Raw genomic sequence first — 13,779 nt, 5'->3', positions numbered from 1 at the left:
TGCGTAAATCATATTCACTTGAATTATCATTTGCGGCAGACGTAGAATCGCTAGCCCGCTAATTATTCAATTATTTCTAAGGTAAACGACGTTATGCGCCTGCCCGAACGCGACCCTTATGCTCCTCGCGAGTGGCAGCCACATGAGAAACCCGCCCTGCTGGGTTCGCCTTCCACACCCGAGCACAGTACGCCAAAACGGATTGCCTACGGCGTCGTTGGCCTGCTGGTGTGCCTGACGGGAGCGCTGGGAAATGCGGTGGTGACCGCCAATCTGCAAAACCTGCAGGGGACCTTCGGGGCCTGGTCGACCGAAATCGCCTGGCTGCCCGCGGTCTACGTCATGACCAACATCTCTATCAACCTGCTACTGGTCAAGTTCCGCCAGCAGTACGGTCTGCGCGCCTTTACGGAAGGGTTTCTGGTGCTGTACGTGCTGGTCACCTTCTTCCATCTGTTTGTGAACGACCTCAGCTCGGCGCTGATGGTTCGCGCCGCGCACGGCATGGTGGCCGCCGCGCTCAGCTCGCTGGGGATTTACTATCAGATCCAGGCCTGGCCTGCGAAGCACCGCCTGAAGGCGCTCACCATCGGGATTACCGGGTCGTCGCTCGCTATCCCACTTGCCCGCCTGTTTTCGACCGAACTGCTGCAGCTGGACGAGTGGCGCGGGCTCTATTTCTTCGAGCTGGGGCTGGCGCTGATCTCCCTGGCCTGCGTAATAGCCTTAAAACTGCCGCCGGGCGACAGGCGCAAGGTCTTTGAGAAGAAAGACTTCATCACCTTCTTTTTAATGGCCCCCGGAATGGCCCTGCTCTGCGCCGTGCTCTCGTTGGGCCGCCTTGACTGGTGGTTCGAGGCGCCGTGGATCGGCTGGTCGCTGGCGCTATCGCTGGTGCTGATTGTGGCTGCCATCGTCTTTGAACATAACCGCGCCAACCCGCTGCTGAACACCCGCTGGCTGTCGAGCGGCAGCATCGTCCGTCTGGGGCTGATCATGCTGCTGATCCGTATCGTGCTGGCAGAGCAAAACACCGGGGTCATCGGCTGGCTGCAGTACGTGGGGTTGCAGAACGAGCAGATGACCCACCTGGCGTGGTCCATTTTCGCAGGGATCGTCTGCGGGATTGTCACCAGCTGCCTCACGATTAAGCCGACCAAACTGGCGTGGCCGATTATCACCTCCCTGGCGCTGATGATTGTTGCCTCGCTGCTGGACAGCCAGTCCAACAACCTGACCCGGCCGGATCAGCTGATGCTAAGCCAGTTTCTGCTGGGCTTCGGCAGCGCCTTCTTCCTGGCACCCGCCATGCTGGCCGCCATTGGCGGGGTGATCGCCGACCCGCGCAACCTGGTCAGCTTCTCGGTGATGTTCGGCATGAGTCAGAATCTCGGCGGCCTGCTAGGCTCCGCGATCCTCGGCACCTTCCAGACCTGGCGCGAGAAGTACCACTCCAGCCTGCTGGCGGACCAGCTCACCACGCTCAATCCGCTGGTCAACGAGCGTATCCAGCTTTACACCCAGATGTACCAGAGCCTGATTGGCGACAGTTCGCTGCTGGGAACGCAGGCAATTACGCAGCTGCAATCGGTCACCGCGCTGGAGGCGAATATTCTGGCCTATAACGATACTTATCTGCTGACGGCGGGCATCGCTGCGGCCACGCTGGTCTGGATTTTATGGCGCTTGCTGCGCCTGCGCATCACTGCCCGTATGGCGCTTAAGAACGCCACCGGCAACAAATAATTGAAATATTTCTGGAGAGTTTATGAGTCAGCAGGATGCCGCCAAAGAGCAGGCCAACACCCGCAAAAATGTGCGCATTGTTTCCGTTTTCACCGCCGCTGCCATCGGTATTGTCGGCGTGCTGGTGATCCTTTACGCGTGGCAGCTGCCGCCATTCACCCGCCACGCGCAGTTTACCGACAACGCCTACGTGCGCGGTCAGACGACGTTCATCAGTCCTCAGGTGAATGGCTATATCACCGAGGTGAAGGTTCAGGACTTTGTGCAGGTTAAAAAAGGCGACCTGCTGCTGCAGATTGATGACCGTATCTATCGTCAGCGCGTGCATCAGGCCGAGGCACAGCTGGCGATGAAAATTGCCGCTCTCAATAACAACCTGCAGCAGCGTAAAAGCGCCGAAGCGACGATCGCCAAAAACGACGCCGCGCTGAAAAATGCCCGTGCCCAGAGCCTGAAAACCCTGGCGGATTTAAAACGGGTGAAAGAGCTGACGGCTGACGGCTCGCTTTCCATTCGCGAACGCGACGCGGCGCTGGCCAGCGCGGCCCAGGGCAGCGCCGACATCGAGCAGGCCAAAGCCGCGCTTGAGATGTCGCGTCAGGATCTGCAGACGGTAATTGTGAACCGCGGCGCGCTGGAGGCGGATGTCGAAAACGCCAAAGCGGCGCTGGAGCTGGCGCAAATTGACCTGCAAAACACCCGCATCATCGCCCCGCGCGACGGCCAGCTCGGCCAGATTGCCGTGCGTCTCGGGGCGTACGTGACCGCCGGGACCCATCTCACCACCCTTGTGCCTCCGCAGCACTGGGTGATCGCCAATATCAAAGAGACGCAGCTGGCGGAGCTGCGCGTCGGCCAGCCGGTAAAATTCACCGTCGATGCCCTGAACAACAAAGCGTATCAGGGCCGCGTGGAGAGCATCTCGCCGGCAACCGGAGTTGAATTCAGCGCCATCACGCCGGACAACGCCACCGGCAACTTTGTCAAAATTGCCCAGCGTATTCCGGTGCGCATCGAGGTGCTCGGCAAGCCTGAGGAGTCCGCCCTGCTGCGTCCGGGAATGTCGGTGCAGGTGACCATTGATACGCGGGAGGGCAAACAATGACCCTTCGCCCTATAGCCGGTCTGGTGCTGGCGGTGACGCTGGCCGGATGCCAGTCCGTCGACGTAAAACCGGCGCAGTCGACGCTGCAAATCCCTGCGCAGTGGCGCGCCGATTCCGGTCCTGCCAGCCCGGCGGAACAGCTCTGGTGGCGCAATTTCCATGACAACAACCTCAACCGCTACGTGGATCGGGCGCTAAAAAACAACAGCGACGTGCTGATCGCCCGCGAGCGAATTAACGAGTATCAGGCGCGGGTCTTTGCGGCCGACGGCAGCCTGTTTCCGTCGCTCGATGCTGGCGTAACGGGGACGCGCGCCCGTTCGCAATCCGCCGCGACCGGGCTGCCGGTCTACGGCACGCTGTACAGAGGTAGCCTGACGGCGAGCTATGACGTGGATATCTGGGGCGTCAACCGCAGCACGGCCAATGCCGCCGAAGCCTCGCTGGAGGCGCAAAAAGCCGCCGCTGCCGCCGCGGATTTGACCGTCGCGTCTTCCGTTGCGTCCGGGTATGTCACCCTGCTCTCGCTTGACGAACAGCTGCGCGTGACCGAATCCACGCTGAAATCGCGCGAAGAAGCATTTAACCTCGCGAAACGTCAGTTTGAGACGGGCTACAGCTCGCGTCTGGAGCTGATGCAGTCGGATTCCGAACTCCGCTCAACGCGAGCGCAGGTTCCCGTGCTGCAGCATCAGATTGCACAGCAGGAGAACGCCTTGAGCCTGCTGCTGGGAAGCAATCCCGGCGCGGTAGCGCGCAGCGAGAGCTTTGAGACGCTAACGCCGCTGACGCTGCCGTCACAGCTGCCTTCTACGCTCCTGAACCGTCGGCCGGATATCGTTCAGGCCGAACGCCAGCTGGTTGCGGCGGACGCCTCGCTTGCCGCGTCGCGCGCGAGCCTGCTGCCGTCGATCAACCTGACCGCGACCGGATCAGTCCAGGATCGCACCCTGTCCGGCCTGCTGGACAACCCGCTTCAGCTCTGGAGCGTCGGGGGCAGTATTCTTGCCCCGCTGCTGAATCGCCAGGCGCTGAATGCGCAGGTGGATATTTCCCAGTCCCAGCGTAACCAGGCGCTGTACGCCTATGAAAAAACCGTGCGTAACGCGTTTGCCGAAGTGAACAACAGCCTTGATGCGATTACGCGCTATCAGGAACAGCTGACCGAGCTGCTTGCCCAGCAGGAGGTGGCGCAGGAGACGCTGCGCATTGCGCAGAATCGTAATCGCAACGGCTACTCCTCCTATCTGGACGTGCTTGACGCGCAGCGCACGCTGTACTCGGTGCAGACCAGCGTCGTGCAGGTGAAAAATAACCTGCTGCTGGCGCAGATCGATCTGTACAGGGCGCTGGGCGGCGGCTGGAAGAGCGTGTGAACCGCCTTGCGCGCTGATGCCCTCACCCCGACCCTCTCCCACAGGGAGAGGGAGAAAAATCCAAGGAGTCAATCTATGCAACAACAATGGTCTGCAGTAGATAATTACATGATTTCTTCGCTGATCCCTGACGATGACGTGCTGAGTCAGGTGCTGGAAAACAACAAACGCGCCGGGCTACCCGAACACGATGTTGCGGCCAATCAGGGGCAACTGCTGGCGCTGTTCGTGCGCATGACCCAGGCAAGACGCATTCTTGAGATCGGGACGCTGGGTGCCTATAGCTCAATCTGGATGGCGCGCGCCCTGCCGCCGGACGGAAAGCTGGTTACGCTCGAGGCTGACCCGACGCATGCCGATGTGGCCCGCCAGAATATTCACCTCGCGGGGCTGAGCGATCGCATTGAACTGATTGAAGGCCCGGCGCTGAGCTCGCTGGAGAATTTCGGTGACGTTCCGGCGTTCGACCTGATCTTTATCGATGCCGATAAGCCAAACAATCCCGGCTATCTGGAGTGGGCGCTGCACTATTCACGTCCCGGCACGATAATCATTGGCGATAACGTAGTGCGCGATGGCGAAGTGATTAACGGGCAAAGCGACGACGCGCGCGTGCTGGGCGTGCGGCGTTTTATCGAAATGATTGGGGATAACCCGCGCCTAACCGCCACCGCGCTGCAAACGGTGGGGATTAAGGGTTGGGATGGGTTTACGCTGGCGATTGTAGAACGATAACCAGCCGGGTGGCGGCTACGCCTTACCCGGCCTACCCGTTCTCCCGTAGGCCCGGTAAGCGCAGCGCCACCGGGCAAGGGTTTAACCGGAAATCTGCTCCATCGCCTGCAGAATACGCTTATCCGAAATCGGATACGGCGTACCGAGCTGCTGGGCAAAGAAGCTGACGCGCAGCTCCTCGATCATCCAGCGGATCGCCTGCACGTCTTCATCGTCGCGGCGCGCCGGCGGCAGCTTGTTCAGCCACTGCTGCCATGCCTGCTGGACGCTCTCCACTTTCAGCATCTGTGCGCGGTCGCGGTGCGGATCGATGGCCATCTTCTCCAGCCGTTTTTCAATCGCCTGAAGATAGCGCAGCGTATCGCCCAGACGCTTAAAGCCGTTGCCGGTGACAAAGCCGCGATAGACCAGCCCCGCCATCTGCGCCTTCACGTCCGACAGCCCCAGCGCCATGGTCATATCCACGCGCCCCTTCAGGCGCTTGTTGATATTGAACACGGCGGTAAGGATCTGCTCGACCTGTTTGGCAATCTCCACCACGGTATCGTTCAGCTCCGCGCGCACCTTTTCATGGAGCCGAGCAAAGCCCTCTTCCGTCCAGACCGGACCGCCCGCCTCGTGGATCAGCTTGTCCACGCCGCAGGAGATGCAGTCGTCAATCAGATCCAGCACCTTGCCGTACGGGTTAAAGTACAGCCCGAGCTTGGCTTTGTTCGGCAGCTTCTCATGCAGATACTTGATCGGCGACGGGATGTTGAGCAGCAGCAGGCGACGCAACCCGCGCCACATCATCTGCTGCTGTTCCTGCGGATTATCAAACAGTTTGATCGCCACGCTGTCGCGCTCGTCCACCAGCGCAGGCCAGGCTTTGACCTTATAGTTACCGCGCTTCTGTTCGTAGCTTTCCGGAAGCTGACCAAAGCTCCAGATATGCAGCCCGCTCTGCTCGATACCGTCGTCCGCCACCGCAGACAGCGTTTCCTGAACTTTGCCTTTCAGCGCCTCTTTCAGCTCGCTCAGCGAACGCCCTTCCAGCAGCTTTTTGTTTTTATCATCCACCACGCGGAAGCTGATTTTCAGGTGATCGGGCACCTGATCCCAGTTCCAGTCTTCACGGTCGATGGTGGTGCCGGTCATGCGTCGGAACTCACGCTCGAGCGCGTCCAGCAGCGGCAGCTCCAGCGGCGTGACGCGGCCTAAAAAGGCTTCCGCATAGTTTGGCGCAGGCACAAAGTTACGGCGCACCGGTTTCGGCAGGGATTTAATCAGCGCAATCACCAGCTCGCGGCGCAGGCCGGGGATTTGCCATTCAAACCCGCCCTCATCGACCTGGTTTAGCAGCGGCAGCGGAATATGAACGGTCACACCATCCGCGTCGGCACCCGGTTCAAACTGATACGTCAGGCGCAGCTTGAGGTTGCCCTGATGCCAGAAGTTCGGGTAGTCGAGCTTGCTGACCGACTCCGCCCCCTCTTTAATCAGCATGCTCTTTTCGAAGTTGAGCAGGTCCGGCGTCTCTTTGCTGGCCTTCTTCCACCAGCTGTCGAAGTGGCGGGCGGAGATGACATCGTGGCTGATGCGCTGGTCGTAAAACTCAAACAGCGCCTCATCGTCCACCAGAATGTCGCGGCGGCGGGACTTGTGCTCAAGCTCCTCCACTTCCGCGCGCAGCTTCAGGTTTTCGCGGAAGAAGACGTGGCGCGTCTGCCAGTCTCCCTCCACCAGCGCGTGGCGGATAAACAGCTCGCGGCTGAGCGCCGGGTCAATCTGGCTGTAGTTGACCTTCCGCGCGGCAACCACCGGCAGGCCGTAAACGGTCACCTTCTCGGTCGCCATTACCGCGCCCTGAGCGCGCTCCCAGTGCGGTTCACTGTACGAGCGCTTAAGCAGATGCTGCGCCACCGGCTCCACCCATTCCGGATCGATACGCGCGGCAATGCGCCCCCACAGGCGGCTGGTTTCCACCAGCTCCGCGACCATGGTCCATTTCGGCGGCTTTTTGAACAGGCCGGAACCGGGGAAGATGGAGAAACGGGCGTTGCGCGCGCCGGTATACTCCTGCTTCTCGGCGTCCTTCATCCCAATGTGGGACAGCAGGCCGGTCAGCAGCGCGATATGAATCTCGCGGTACTCCGCCGGCTCGCTGTTGACCGGAATGCCCAGCTCTTTCACCACCTGGCGCAGCTGGGTGTAGATATCCTGCCACTCGCGCACGCGCAGGTAGTTGAGGAAATCCACGCGGCACTGGCGGCGGAACTGGTTCGAGGAGAGCGCTTTCTGCTGCTCGCCGAGATAGTTCCACAGGTTTACGAAGGCGAGGAAGTCGGACTCTTTGTCGTGGAAGCGACGGTGCTTTTCGTCAGACGCCTGCTGTTTGTCCATCGGACGCTCGCGCGGGTCCTGAATGGAGAGCGCCGAGGTAATGATCATCGCCTCGCGCACGCAGCCGTGCTTTTGCGCTTCCAGCACCATACGGGCCAGACGCGGATCCACCGGCAGCTGGCTGAGCTGGCGCCCCAGCGGCGTCAGCTTGTAGACCGTCGCCTGCTCGTCGGTGGTAATGGCGCCGAGCTCTTCCAGCAGACGCACGCCGTCCTGAATGTTGCGTTTGTCCGGCGCTTCGACAAACGGGAACGCGGCGATGTCGCCCAGCCCCAGCGCGGTCATCTGCAGGATAACGGACGCCAGGTTGGTGCGCAGAATTTCCGGGTCGGTAAACTCCGGGCGCGACAGGAAATCATCTTCGGAATAGAGGCGAATACAGATCCCTTCCGACACGCGGCCGCAGCGGCCCTTACGCTGGTTGGCGGAAGCCTGGGAGACCGGCTCAATCGGCAGCCGCTGGACCTTCGTGCGGTAGCTGTAGCGGCTGATGCGCGCCGTGCCCGGGTCGATCACGTATTTGATCCCCGGTACGGTCAGCGAGGTTTCCGCCACGTTGGTCGCCAGAACGATGCGTCGCCCGCCGTGCGGCTGGAAGACGCGGTTCTGCTCGCTGTTCGAAAGGCGCGCGTAAAGCGGCAGGATCTCCGTGTGGCGCAGGTCGCGCTTGCTGAGCGCATCGGCGGTATCGCGGATTTCGCGTTCGCCGCTCATGAAGATCAGAATGTCGCCCGCGCTTTCGTTACCCAGCTCGTCAACGGCATCAAAAATGGCCTGTAGCTGGTCGCGCTCGGTATCGTCCGCCTCTTCCACAATCGGGCGATAGCGCACTTCAACCGGATACGTGCGTCCTGACACCTCGATAATCGGCGCATTGTTGAAATGCTTTGAGAAGCGCTCAGGGTCGATGGTCGCGGAGGTGATGATGATTTTCAGATCCGGGCGACGCGGCAGCAGCTCTTTCAGGTAGCCGAGCAGGAAGTCGATGTTCAGGCTGCGCTCGTGCGCTTCGTCAATGATGATGGTGTCGTACTGCATCAGCAGGCGATCCTGCTGGATTTCCGCCAGCAGAATACCGTCGGTCATCAGCTTGACCATGGTGTTATCGCTAACGTGGTCGCTGAATCGCACCTTGTAACCGATGCAGCCGCCCGGCTCCGTCTGCAGCTCTTCGGCAATACGGTTCGCCACGGTGCGTGCCGCCAGTCGACGCGGCTGGGTGTGGCCAATCAGCCCTTTTAGCCCGCGTCCCAGCTCCATACAGATTTTCGGCAGCTGGGTGGTTTTCCCCGAGCCGGTTTCCCCCGCCACAATCACCACCTGGTGGTCGCGGACGGCCTCAAGGATGTCCTGTTTTTTCTGGCTGACGGGCAGGTTTTCCGGGTAGGTAATTGCCGGACGTGCGGCTTCGCGCAGCACAACTTTCCCTGCTGCCTGTTCAATCTCTTTCGCCATCTCCTGGTAAATGGCCTGTTGAGCATCAGGATTTTTAACCTTCTTAACGCCGTGCAGACGACGGGCGAAGCGCTGTTTGTCGCGCAGCATCAGAGAATCGAGCTGTTGCAGGAGCATCGGGAAGGTCAATTTTTGTTGTTCTGTCATAGCATTAAAGGGCACTACACGCCCTGATAAACTCTCTTTTTAATGATTGCTATAGAGTACCACAATGACGCCTTTCGCGCCTTATTCAAAAAATTCGAACATAGGCTTCGATATATTGCGCTATCTCTATGGCAGGATTGTGAATAGAGTGTCAACAAGCAACGGGGCAACCCCCTTCAATCAAATGCAAAAACAGGAATCACCCATGAGCAAAGTATTAGTTTTGAAATCCAGTATTCTGGCAGGGTACTCTCAGTCTGGTCAGCTGTCTGATTACTTCGTTGAACAGTGGCGTGAACAGCATTCCGCTGACGAAATCACCGTGCGTGACCTGGCTGCAAACCCAATTCCTGTGCTGGACGGCGAGCTGGTTGGCGCGCTGCGCCCAAGCGATGCACCGCTGTCTCCACGTCAGCAGGAAGCTCTGGCCCTGTCCGACGAGCTGATTGCTGAGCTGCAGGCACACGACGTTATCGTCATCAACGCCCCAATGTACAACTTCAACATCCCTACCCAGCTGAAGAACTACTTCGACCTGGTGGCGCGCGCTGGCGTAACCTTCCGTTACACCGAGAACGGCCCTGAAGGTCTGGTGAAAGGCAAGCGTGCGATCGTACTGACCAGCCGTGGCGGTATCCATAAAGACACCCCAACCGACCTCGTTGCGCCGTACCTGAGCCTGTTCCTGGGCTTCATCGGCATCACTGACGTGAACTTCGTGTTCGCTGAAGGTATCGCTTACGGTCCGGAAGTGGCGACCAAAGCGCAGACCGATGCGAAAGCCGCTATCGACAGCCTGGTAGCAGCCTAAGACTTCACCCTCTCACCGCGTGGTGGGAGGGTTTTTCTTTTCCCCGCATTTCGTTATCATCCGCTCCCACTCTCCAGCCGGGCGGCCTGATGTCTGCGATTATTGATTCTTTTATTGCCCCACCGTGTCACGACGACATTCAGATCCTCTGGCAGGATGAACATCTGCTGCTGATCGATAAGCCTTCCGGTCTGCTCAGCCTCTCGGGCAAAAATCCGCAAAATCTTGATTCCGTCCATTATCGTCTGGTCCAGACGTTCCCCGGCTGCACGCTGGTACACCGTCTGGATTTCGGCACGTCCGGGCTAATGGTGGTTGCGCGCAGTAAGGCCATCAACGCGGCGCTGTGCCAGCAGTTCAGCCAGCGCAGCGTGGAGAAGGTCTACAGCGCCCTGCTTTGCGGCCATGTGGAAAACGACGAGGGAATAATAGACGCGCCGATTGCCAAAGACCCGGCGCTGTTTCCGCTGATGTCGATTTGCGCCATCAACGGAAAACCCGCCCGCTCCCGCTATCGGGTCGTGGAACGTTTTTATCAGGGTACGGGACTGCCGTTAACGCGGGTGATACTGACGCCGGAGACCGGGCGAACCCATCAGCTGCGTATTCACTGCCAGCAGCTGGGGCACCCGATTCTGGGCTGCGACCTGTATGGCGGTCTTGAAGCGCTGGGGGCTGAGGAAACGCCCCGGCTGATGCTGCATGCAAGCGAGTTGAATTTTATTCATCCCGTGAGCGGAGAGCCGGTTAACGCCCGTCACGCCGCCCCGTTCTGAATGCGGTTTACCACATCAAATCGTCAGGGATTTTGAAGTCCGCGTACGGATCGTCTTCGTCCTGCTCTTCCTGGCTGAGCGCGCTGTTTAACACGATGCTGTCGGCATCGCGCTGGGCAATTTTATCTGCCACCACCGCCGGAATAATCGCGTATTCACAGTCGCCGCTGGCGTTGATGACCAGACGGGCAATTGCCAGACGGCCGTTGATCAGCTGAGCCTGGGTTTGCTTGTCGACGTCGATTTTTTTGATCAGATTGCCGTCGGTGAAGTTAAAGGTGATGTTGCCTTTCGCCACGGTGATGCGGTTCATCTCAATCAGCTGCTTCACCTGCGCTTTAAACTCTTTCGCCAGCACGGCCTGCTTCTGCTGCTCGCTCAGCAGCTTGTCGCGCTCGATCTGCGCTTTCTTGTTCTCTTCTACCGCTTCCCGAGCCTCGCGCGCCTGAACGCGTGATTTCTTTGCCGTGCGCTGCACTTTCGCCGCTTTTTTGCTGCTGACCAGGCCCGCTTTCAGCATCTGCTCTTGTAAGGTGAGTTTTGTCATGATTGTTTCTAAACCAATTGGAAATTTTGGGGATTATAGCGGGAATTGCGCAGCCTGTGCCAGAGAAGTAGGCATGGCGCTTTGTCGCCTGAACTTTGTTTATTCTTTATTCAGCGTTTACTAACGTTACGGCCGCAAGACTGATTAAAAAATGTCAGGTCATTTTCTTAAAAAAAATCAGCAACTCATAAATATGATGTGAGTTGAATATCTGTACCCGCTTCAGGCGTAGGCTGCTTTTCTCTTATTAAAAGAGTAAGGAAAAAATATGGCCTTAAAAGGAACAATGCTGCTTAACGATGCTGACTATGCGCCTTTTAACCTGCACGGCGTTGGCGTGTTTATGGCCCATTCCGGGCAGGGAATTTACAGAAACAATGGATTATGTGGTGCTGTTAAAGGCTCAGGTCCAATTCCCCCTGGGAAATACTGGATTGTTGACAGAGGGACTGGAGGTTTCTTTTCAGGGTTAAAAGCGAAGGTTCAGGATCGGTGGAACAAGGTTAGATCCGGGGCAGAATTTGGCCGCGATGAGTGGTTTGCTTTATACAAGGATGACTGGGGTATCGATGATGGCACCTGGATTGATAACGTCTATCGGGGTTTGTTTCGGCTGCATCCGGGTACGCTATCTGAGGGATGTATCACGATTGCCCATGATTCTGATTACGCATTGATCCGCAATGCTCTGATGAGTACGGAACTTATTCAGGTTCCCTGTATGCGTTCACTGATGGCACGCGGCTGGGTTGAGGTGATTGAAAGTGGCTACACCAACACTTGTCCGTAAATGGGGCATCAGGCTATTCAAAACGGTCTGGTTTCTATGCATCAGCATTATAGTAGGCCGCATATTGGGACCCGCTGAACGCTATCTTGATCATGACGTGGCCTCATCTATATGTGATTTTATTTATGGCGACGTGAATGCAGAAACAATATATGAGACATATACCAATATCGATATTTTATTTGTACTGACCCTCGCCACGGTTATTTATCGCTTAACAACACTGCTACTCAAGAAAATAAGGAAATAAAGAATGCCAATTCCTCCCTACATGTGGCTAAAAGACGATGGTGGAGCAGATATTAAAGGTTCCGTTGATGTTCAGGACCGTGAAGGTAGCATTGAGATCATAGGGCTGAGTCATGGCCTAAACCTACCGGTAGACAGCGCTAACGGCAAGATCACCGGCACGCGTCAACACTCATCCATGCGGATTGAAAAGGAAGTTGATAGCTCCACGCCCTATCTCTATAAAGCAGCATCTACCGGTCAGGCGCTTAAAAGCGCTGAAATAAAGTTCTATCATATCAATGATGCCGGACAGGAAGTCTGTTATTACACCGTCTTGATGGAGAACGTAAAGGTTACGGGTGTTAACTGCAGCGTGCCGAACGTGAAGATCGCTGCCAACAATAAAATGAACCATGTTGAAAGCGTAAGTCTGCAGTACGAAAAAATCACCTGGCGCATTGTCGACGGCAACATCATGCACAGTGACGCCTGGAACGAACGTCCTACAGCATAACGCTAAGGGGCGCGATGCCCCTTACTCTTCCTATCCTGGCATGTGCGCAACACTGTTCATGAACTTCGCTCATGTTGCATTGAAATTAAGTCACTTCCCCTGCGCCGCGGGCTCAGGCATAAATTATGCATCGGTAACTTCTTAGCAACATGAACTTAGGATGCATAACCACAATGAGCAAAGCTTTCACATATACCCTTAAGCGCAGTTGCTTCGATGAGAATTACAACCCGTCAGAAAATACGCGTACGACCACCAACTTTGCCAACCTGGCGCGCGGGGAAAAGCGTCAGGAAAACCTGCGCAATACGCTGGTGATGATCAACAACCGCTTTAACGCCCTGGCGCGCTGGGATAACCCAAACGCCGATCGCTACGCGGTTGAGCTGGAAATCATCTCTGTCGATTTGAACATTGGCGCGGAAAAACCGTTCCCGGCCATTGAGATTCTGCAAACCACGATTGTCGACAAGAAAAACAACCAGCGTATCCCTGGCATCGTCGGAAATAACTTCTCTTCTTACGTGCGGGATTATGATTTCAGCGTGCGCCTGCTGGAACACAACAAGAACCAGCAGCACTTCAGCATTCCGGAAAAGTTTGGCGAACTGCACGGCAATATTTTCCGCCACTTTGTGAGCTCGCCGGAATACAAAGAGAACTTCAGCAAGGGTCCGGTGATCTGCCTGAGCGTCTCCAGCAAAGACACCTACCGCCGCACCGGTAACCAGCACCCGGTACTGGGCATTGAATATCAGCCGGATGGCGAGTCGCTGACGGAACAGTACTTCGCGAAGATGGGCCTGCAGGTTCGCTATTTCATGCCGGAAAACAGCGTGGCGCCTTTCGCGTTCTTCTTTACCGGGGATTTGCTGAGTGACTACACCGATCTGGAGCTGATTGCCACCATCAGCACGATGGAGACGTTCCAGAAAATCTATCGCCCGGAAATTTATAACGCAAACTCGGCGGCGGGACTGTGCTACCGACCGGATCTGAACCAGCAGGATCACTCCTTAACCAAAATTGTTTATGACCGGGAAGAGCGTAGCCGACTGGCGATTGAACAGGGTCGCTTTACCGAAGAATACTTCATTAAGCCTTACCAACACATTCTTGAGCAGTGGTCTGATAACTACACGCTTTAATTCATCAAAAAAGGTC

Annotated in this window: 11 protein-coding genes; 9 read left to right on the top strand and 2 right to left on the bottom strand. The window is 57.2% G+C overall.

Annotation, left to right across the window (positions count from 1 at the left end; translation table 11 throughout):
* Positions 1-93 precede the first annotated feature (93 nt).
* The 4 genes from WM95_RS11920 to WM95_RS11905 all read left to right on the top strand — a co-directional run bounded on the left by WM95_RS11920 (position 94) and on the right by WM95_RS11905 (position 4,962).
* On the top strand, positions 94-1,746 hold the full coding sequence (locus WM95_RS11920; protein WP_063408897.1) for an MFS transporter: 1,653 nt from the start codon (positions 94-96) through the stop codon (positions 1,744-1,746).
* 22 nt (positions 1,747-1,768) lie between these two features.
* Positions 1,769-2,851, top strand: a complete 1,083-nt coding sequence (locus WM95_RS11915) for an HlyD family secretion protein (protein ID WP_063408896.1) — start codon at positions 1,769-1,771, stop codon at positions 2,849-2,851.
* Positions 2,848-4,227 carry an efflux transporter outer membrane subunit gene (locus WM95_RS11910; protein WP_063408895.1) on the top strand — a complete coding sequence of 460 codons (1,380 nt, stop codon included), beginning with the start codon at positions 2,848-2,850 and terminating at the stop codon, positions 4,225-4,227. Before WM95_RS11915 ends, WM95_RS11910 begins: the two co-directional genes overlap by 4 nt.
* Before the next feature lie 75 nt (positions 4,228-4,302).
* Positions 4,303-4,962 carry an O-methyltransferase gene (locus WM95_RS11905; protein WP_063408894.1) on the top strand — a complete coding sequence of 220 codons (660 nt, stop codon included), beginning with the start codon at positions 4,303-4,305 and terminating at the stop codon, positions 4,960-4,962.
* Between the two features lie 81 nt (positions 4,963-5,043).
* Here the strand turns inward: WM95_RS11905 and hrpA are convergent, their stop codons facing one another.
* Complete coding sequence (gene hrpA, locus WM95_RS11900; RefSeq protein WP_063408893.1) at positions 5,044-8,946, bottom strand: ATP-dependent RNA helicase HrpA; 3,903 nt, start codon at positions 8,944-8,946, stop codon at positions 5,044-5,046.
* A gap of 205 nt (positions 8,947-9,151) precedes the next feature.
* Here hrpA and azoR point away from each other — a divergent pair, with 205 nt between their 5' ends.
* Together azoR and WM95_RS11890 are read left to right on the top strand one after the other, a co-directional pair.
* Entirely contained in the window at positions 9,152-9,757 is a 606-nt protein-coding gene (azoR, locus tag WM95_RS11895; protein WP_008502313.1) for an FMN-dependent NADH-azoreductase, read from the top strand.
* An 89-nt stretch (positions 9,758-9,846) separates the two neighbouring features.
* Positions 9,847-10,533 (top strand): RluA family pseudouridine synthase, encoded by a 687-nt coding sequence (locus WM95_RS11890; RefSeq protein ID WP_063408892.1) that lies wholly within the window; start codon positions 9,847-9,849, stop codon positions 10,531-10,533.
* A gap of 7 nt (positions 10,534-10,540) precedes the next feature.
* Here the strand turns inward: WM95_RS11890 and WM95_RS11885 are convergent, their stop codons facing one another.
* On the bottom strand, positions 10,541-11,080 hold the full coding sequence (locus WM95_RS11885; protein WP_023311631.1) for a DUF2058 domain-containing protein: 540 nt from the start codon (positions 11,078-11,080) through the stop codon (positions 10,541-10,543).
* Between the two features lie 268 nt (positions 11,081-11,348).
* Between WM95_RS11885 and WM95_RS11880 the strand changes: the two genes are divergently transcribed.
* The 3 genes from WM95_RS11880 to WM95_RS11865 all read left to right on the top strand — a co-directional run bounded on the left by WM95_RS11880 (position 11,349) and on the right by WM95_RS11865 (position 13,763).
* Positions 11,349-11,870 carry a DUF2778 domain-containing protein gene (locus WM95_RS11880; RefSeq protein WP_033145468.1) on the top strand — a complete coding sequence of 174 codons (522 nt, stop codon included), beginning with the start codon at positions 11,349-11,351 and terminating at the stop codon, positions 11,868-11,870.
* 253 nt (positions 11,871-12,123) lie between these two features.
* A complete protein-coding gene (locus WM95_RS11870) occupies positions 12,124-12,615 on the top strand; it encodes an Hcp family type VI secretion system effector (protein WP_023311629.1) in 492 nt (163 codons plus the stop codon).
* A 173-nt stretch (positions 12,616-12,788) separates the two neighbouring features.
* Complete coding sequence (locus WM95_RS11865; RefSeq protein ID WP_063408891.1) at positions 12,789-13,763, top strand: DUF1852 domain-containing protein; 975 nt, start codon at positions 12,789-12,791, stop codon at positions 13,761-13,763.
* Positions 13,764-13,779: the final 16 nt, after the last annotated feature.

The sequence above is a fragment of the Enterobacter cloacae complex sp. ECNIH7 genome (genome assembly GCF_002208095.1).
Lineage (GTDB): Bacteria > Pseudomonadota > Gammaproteobacteria > Enterobacterales > Enterobacteriaceae > Enterobacter > Enterobacter cloacae_M.
Note: the sequence above shows the minus strand (reverse complement) of the source record. Positions and strands in the feature narration are given on the sequence as shown.

Excerpts from the sequence above, each read along its gene's own strand:
- WM95_RS11920 (WP_063408897.1), top strand. The coding sequence starts at position 94 with ATGCGCCTGCCCGAACGCGACCCTTATGCTCCTCGCGAGTGGCAGCCA.
- WM95_RS11915 (WP_063408896.1), top strand. The coding sequence starts at position 1,769 with ATGAGTCAGCAGGATGCCGCCAAAGAGCAGGCCAACACCCGCAAAAAT.
- WM95_RS11910 (WP_063408895.1), top strand. The coding sequence starts at position 2,848 with ATGACCCTTCGCCCTATAGCCGGTCTGGTGCTGGCGGTGACGCTGGCC.
- WM95_RS11905 (WP_063408894.1), top strand. The coding sequence starts at position 4,303 with ATGCAACAACAATGGTCTGCAGTAGATAATTACATGATTTCTTCGCTG.
- hrpA (WP_063408893.1), bottom strand. The coding sequence starts at position 8,946 with ATGACAGAACAACAAAAATTGACCTTCCCGATGCTCCTGCAACAGCTC.
- azoR (WP_008502313.1), top strand. The coding sequence starts at position 9,152 with ATGAGCAAAGTATTAGTTTTGAAATCCAGTATTCTGGCAGGGTACTCT.
- WM95_RS11890 (WP_063408892.1), top strand. The coding sequence starts at position 9,847 with ATGTCTGCGATTATTGATTCTTTTATTGCCCCACCGTGTCACGACGAC.
- WM95_RS11885 (WP_023311631.1), bottom strand. The coding sequence starts at position 11,080 with ATGACAAAACTCACCTTACAAGAGCAGATGCTGAAAGCGGGCCTGGTC.
- WM95_RS11880 (WP_033145468.1), top strand. The coding sequence starts at position 11,349 with ATGGCCTTAAAAGGAACAATGCTGCTTAACGATGCTGACTATGCGCCT.
- WM95_RS11870 (WP_023311629.1), top strand. The coding sequence starts at position 12,124 with ATGCCAATTCCTCCCTACATGTGGCTAAAAGACGATGGTGGAGCAGAT.
- WM95_RS11865 (WP_063408891.1), top strand. The coding sequence starts at position 12,789 with ATGAGCAAAGCTTTCACATATACCCTTAAGCGCAGTTGCTTCGATGAG.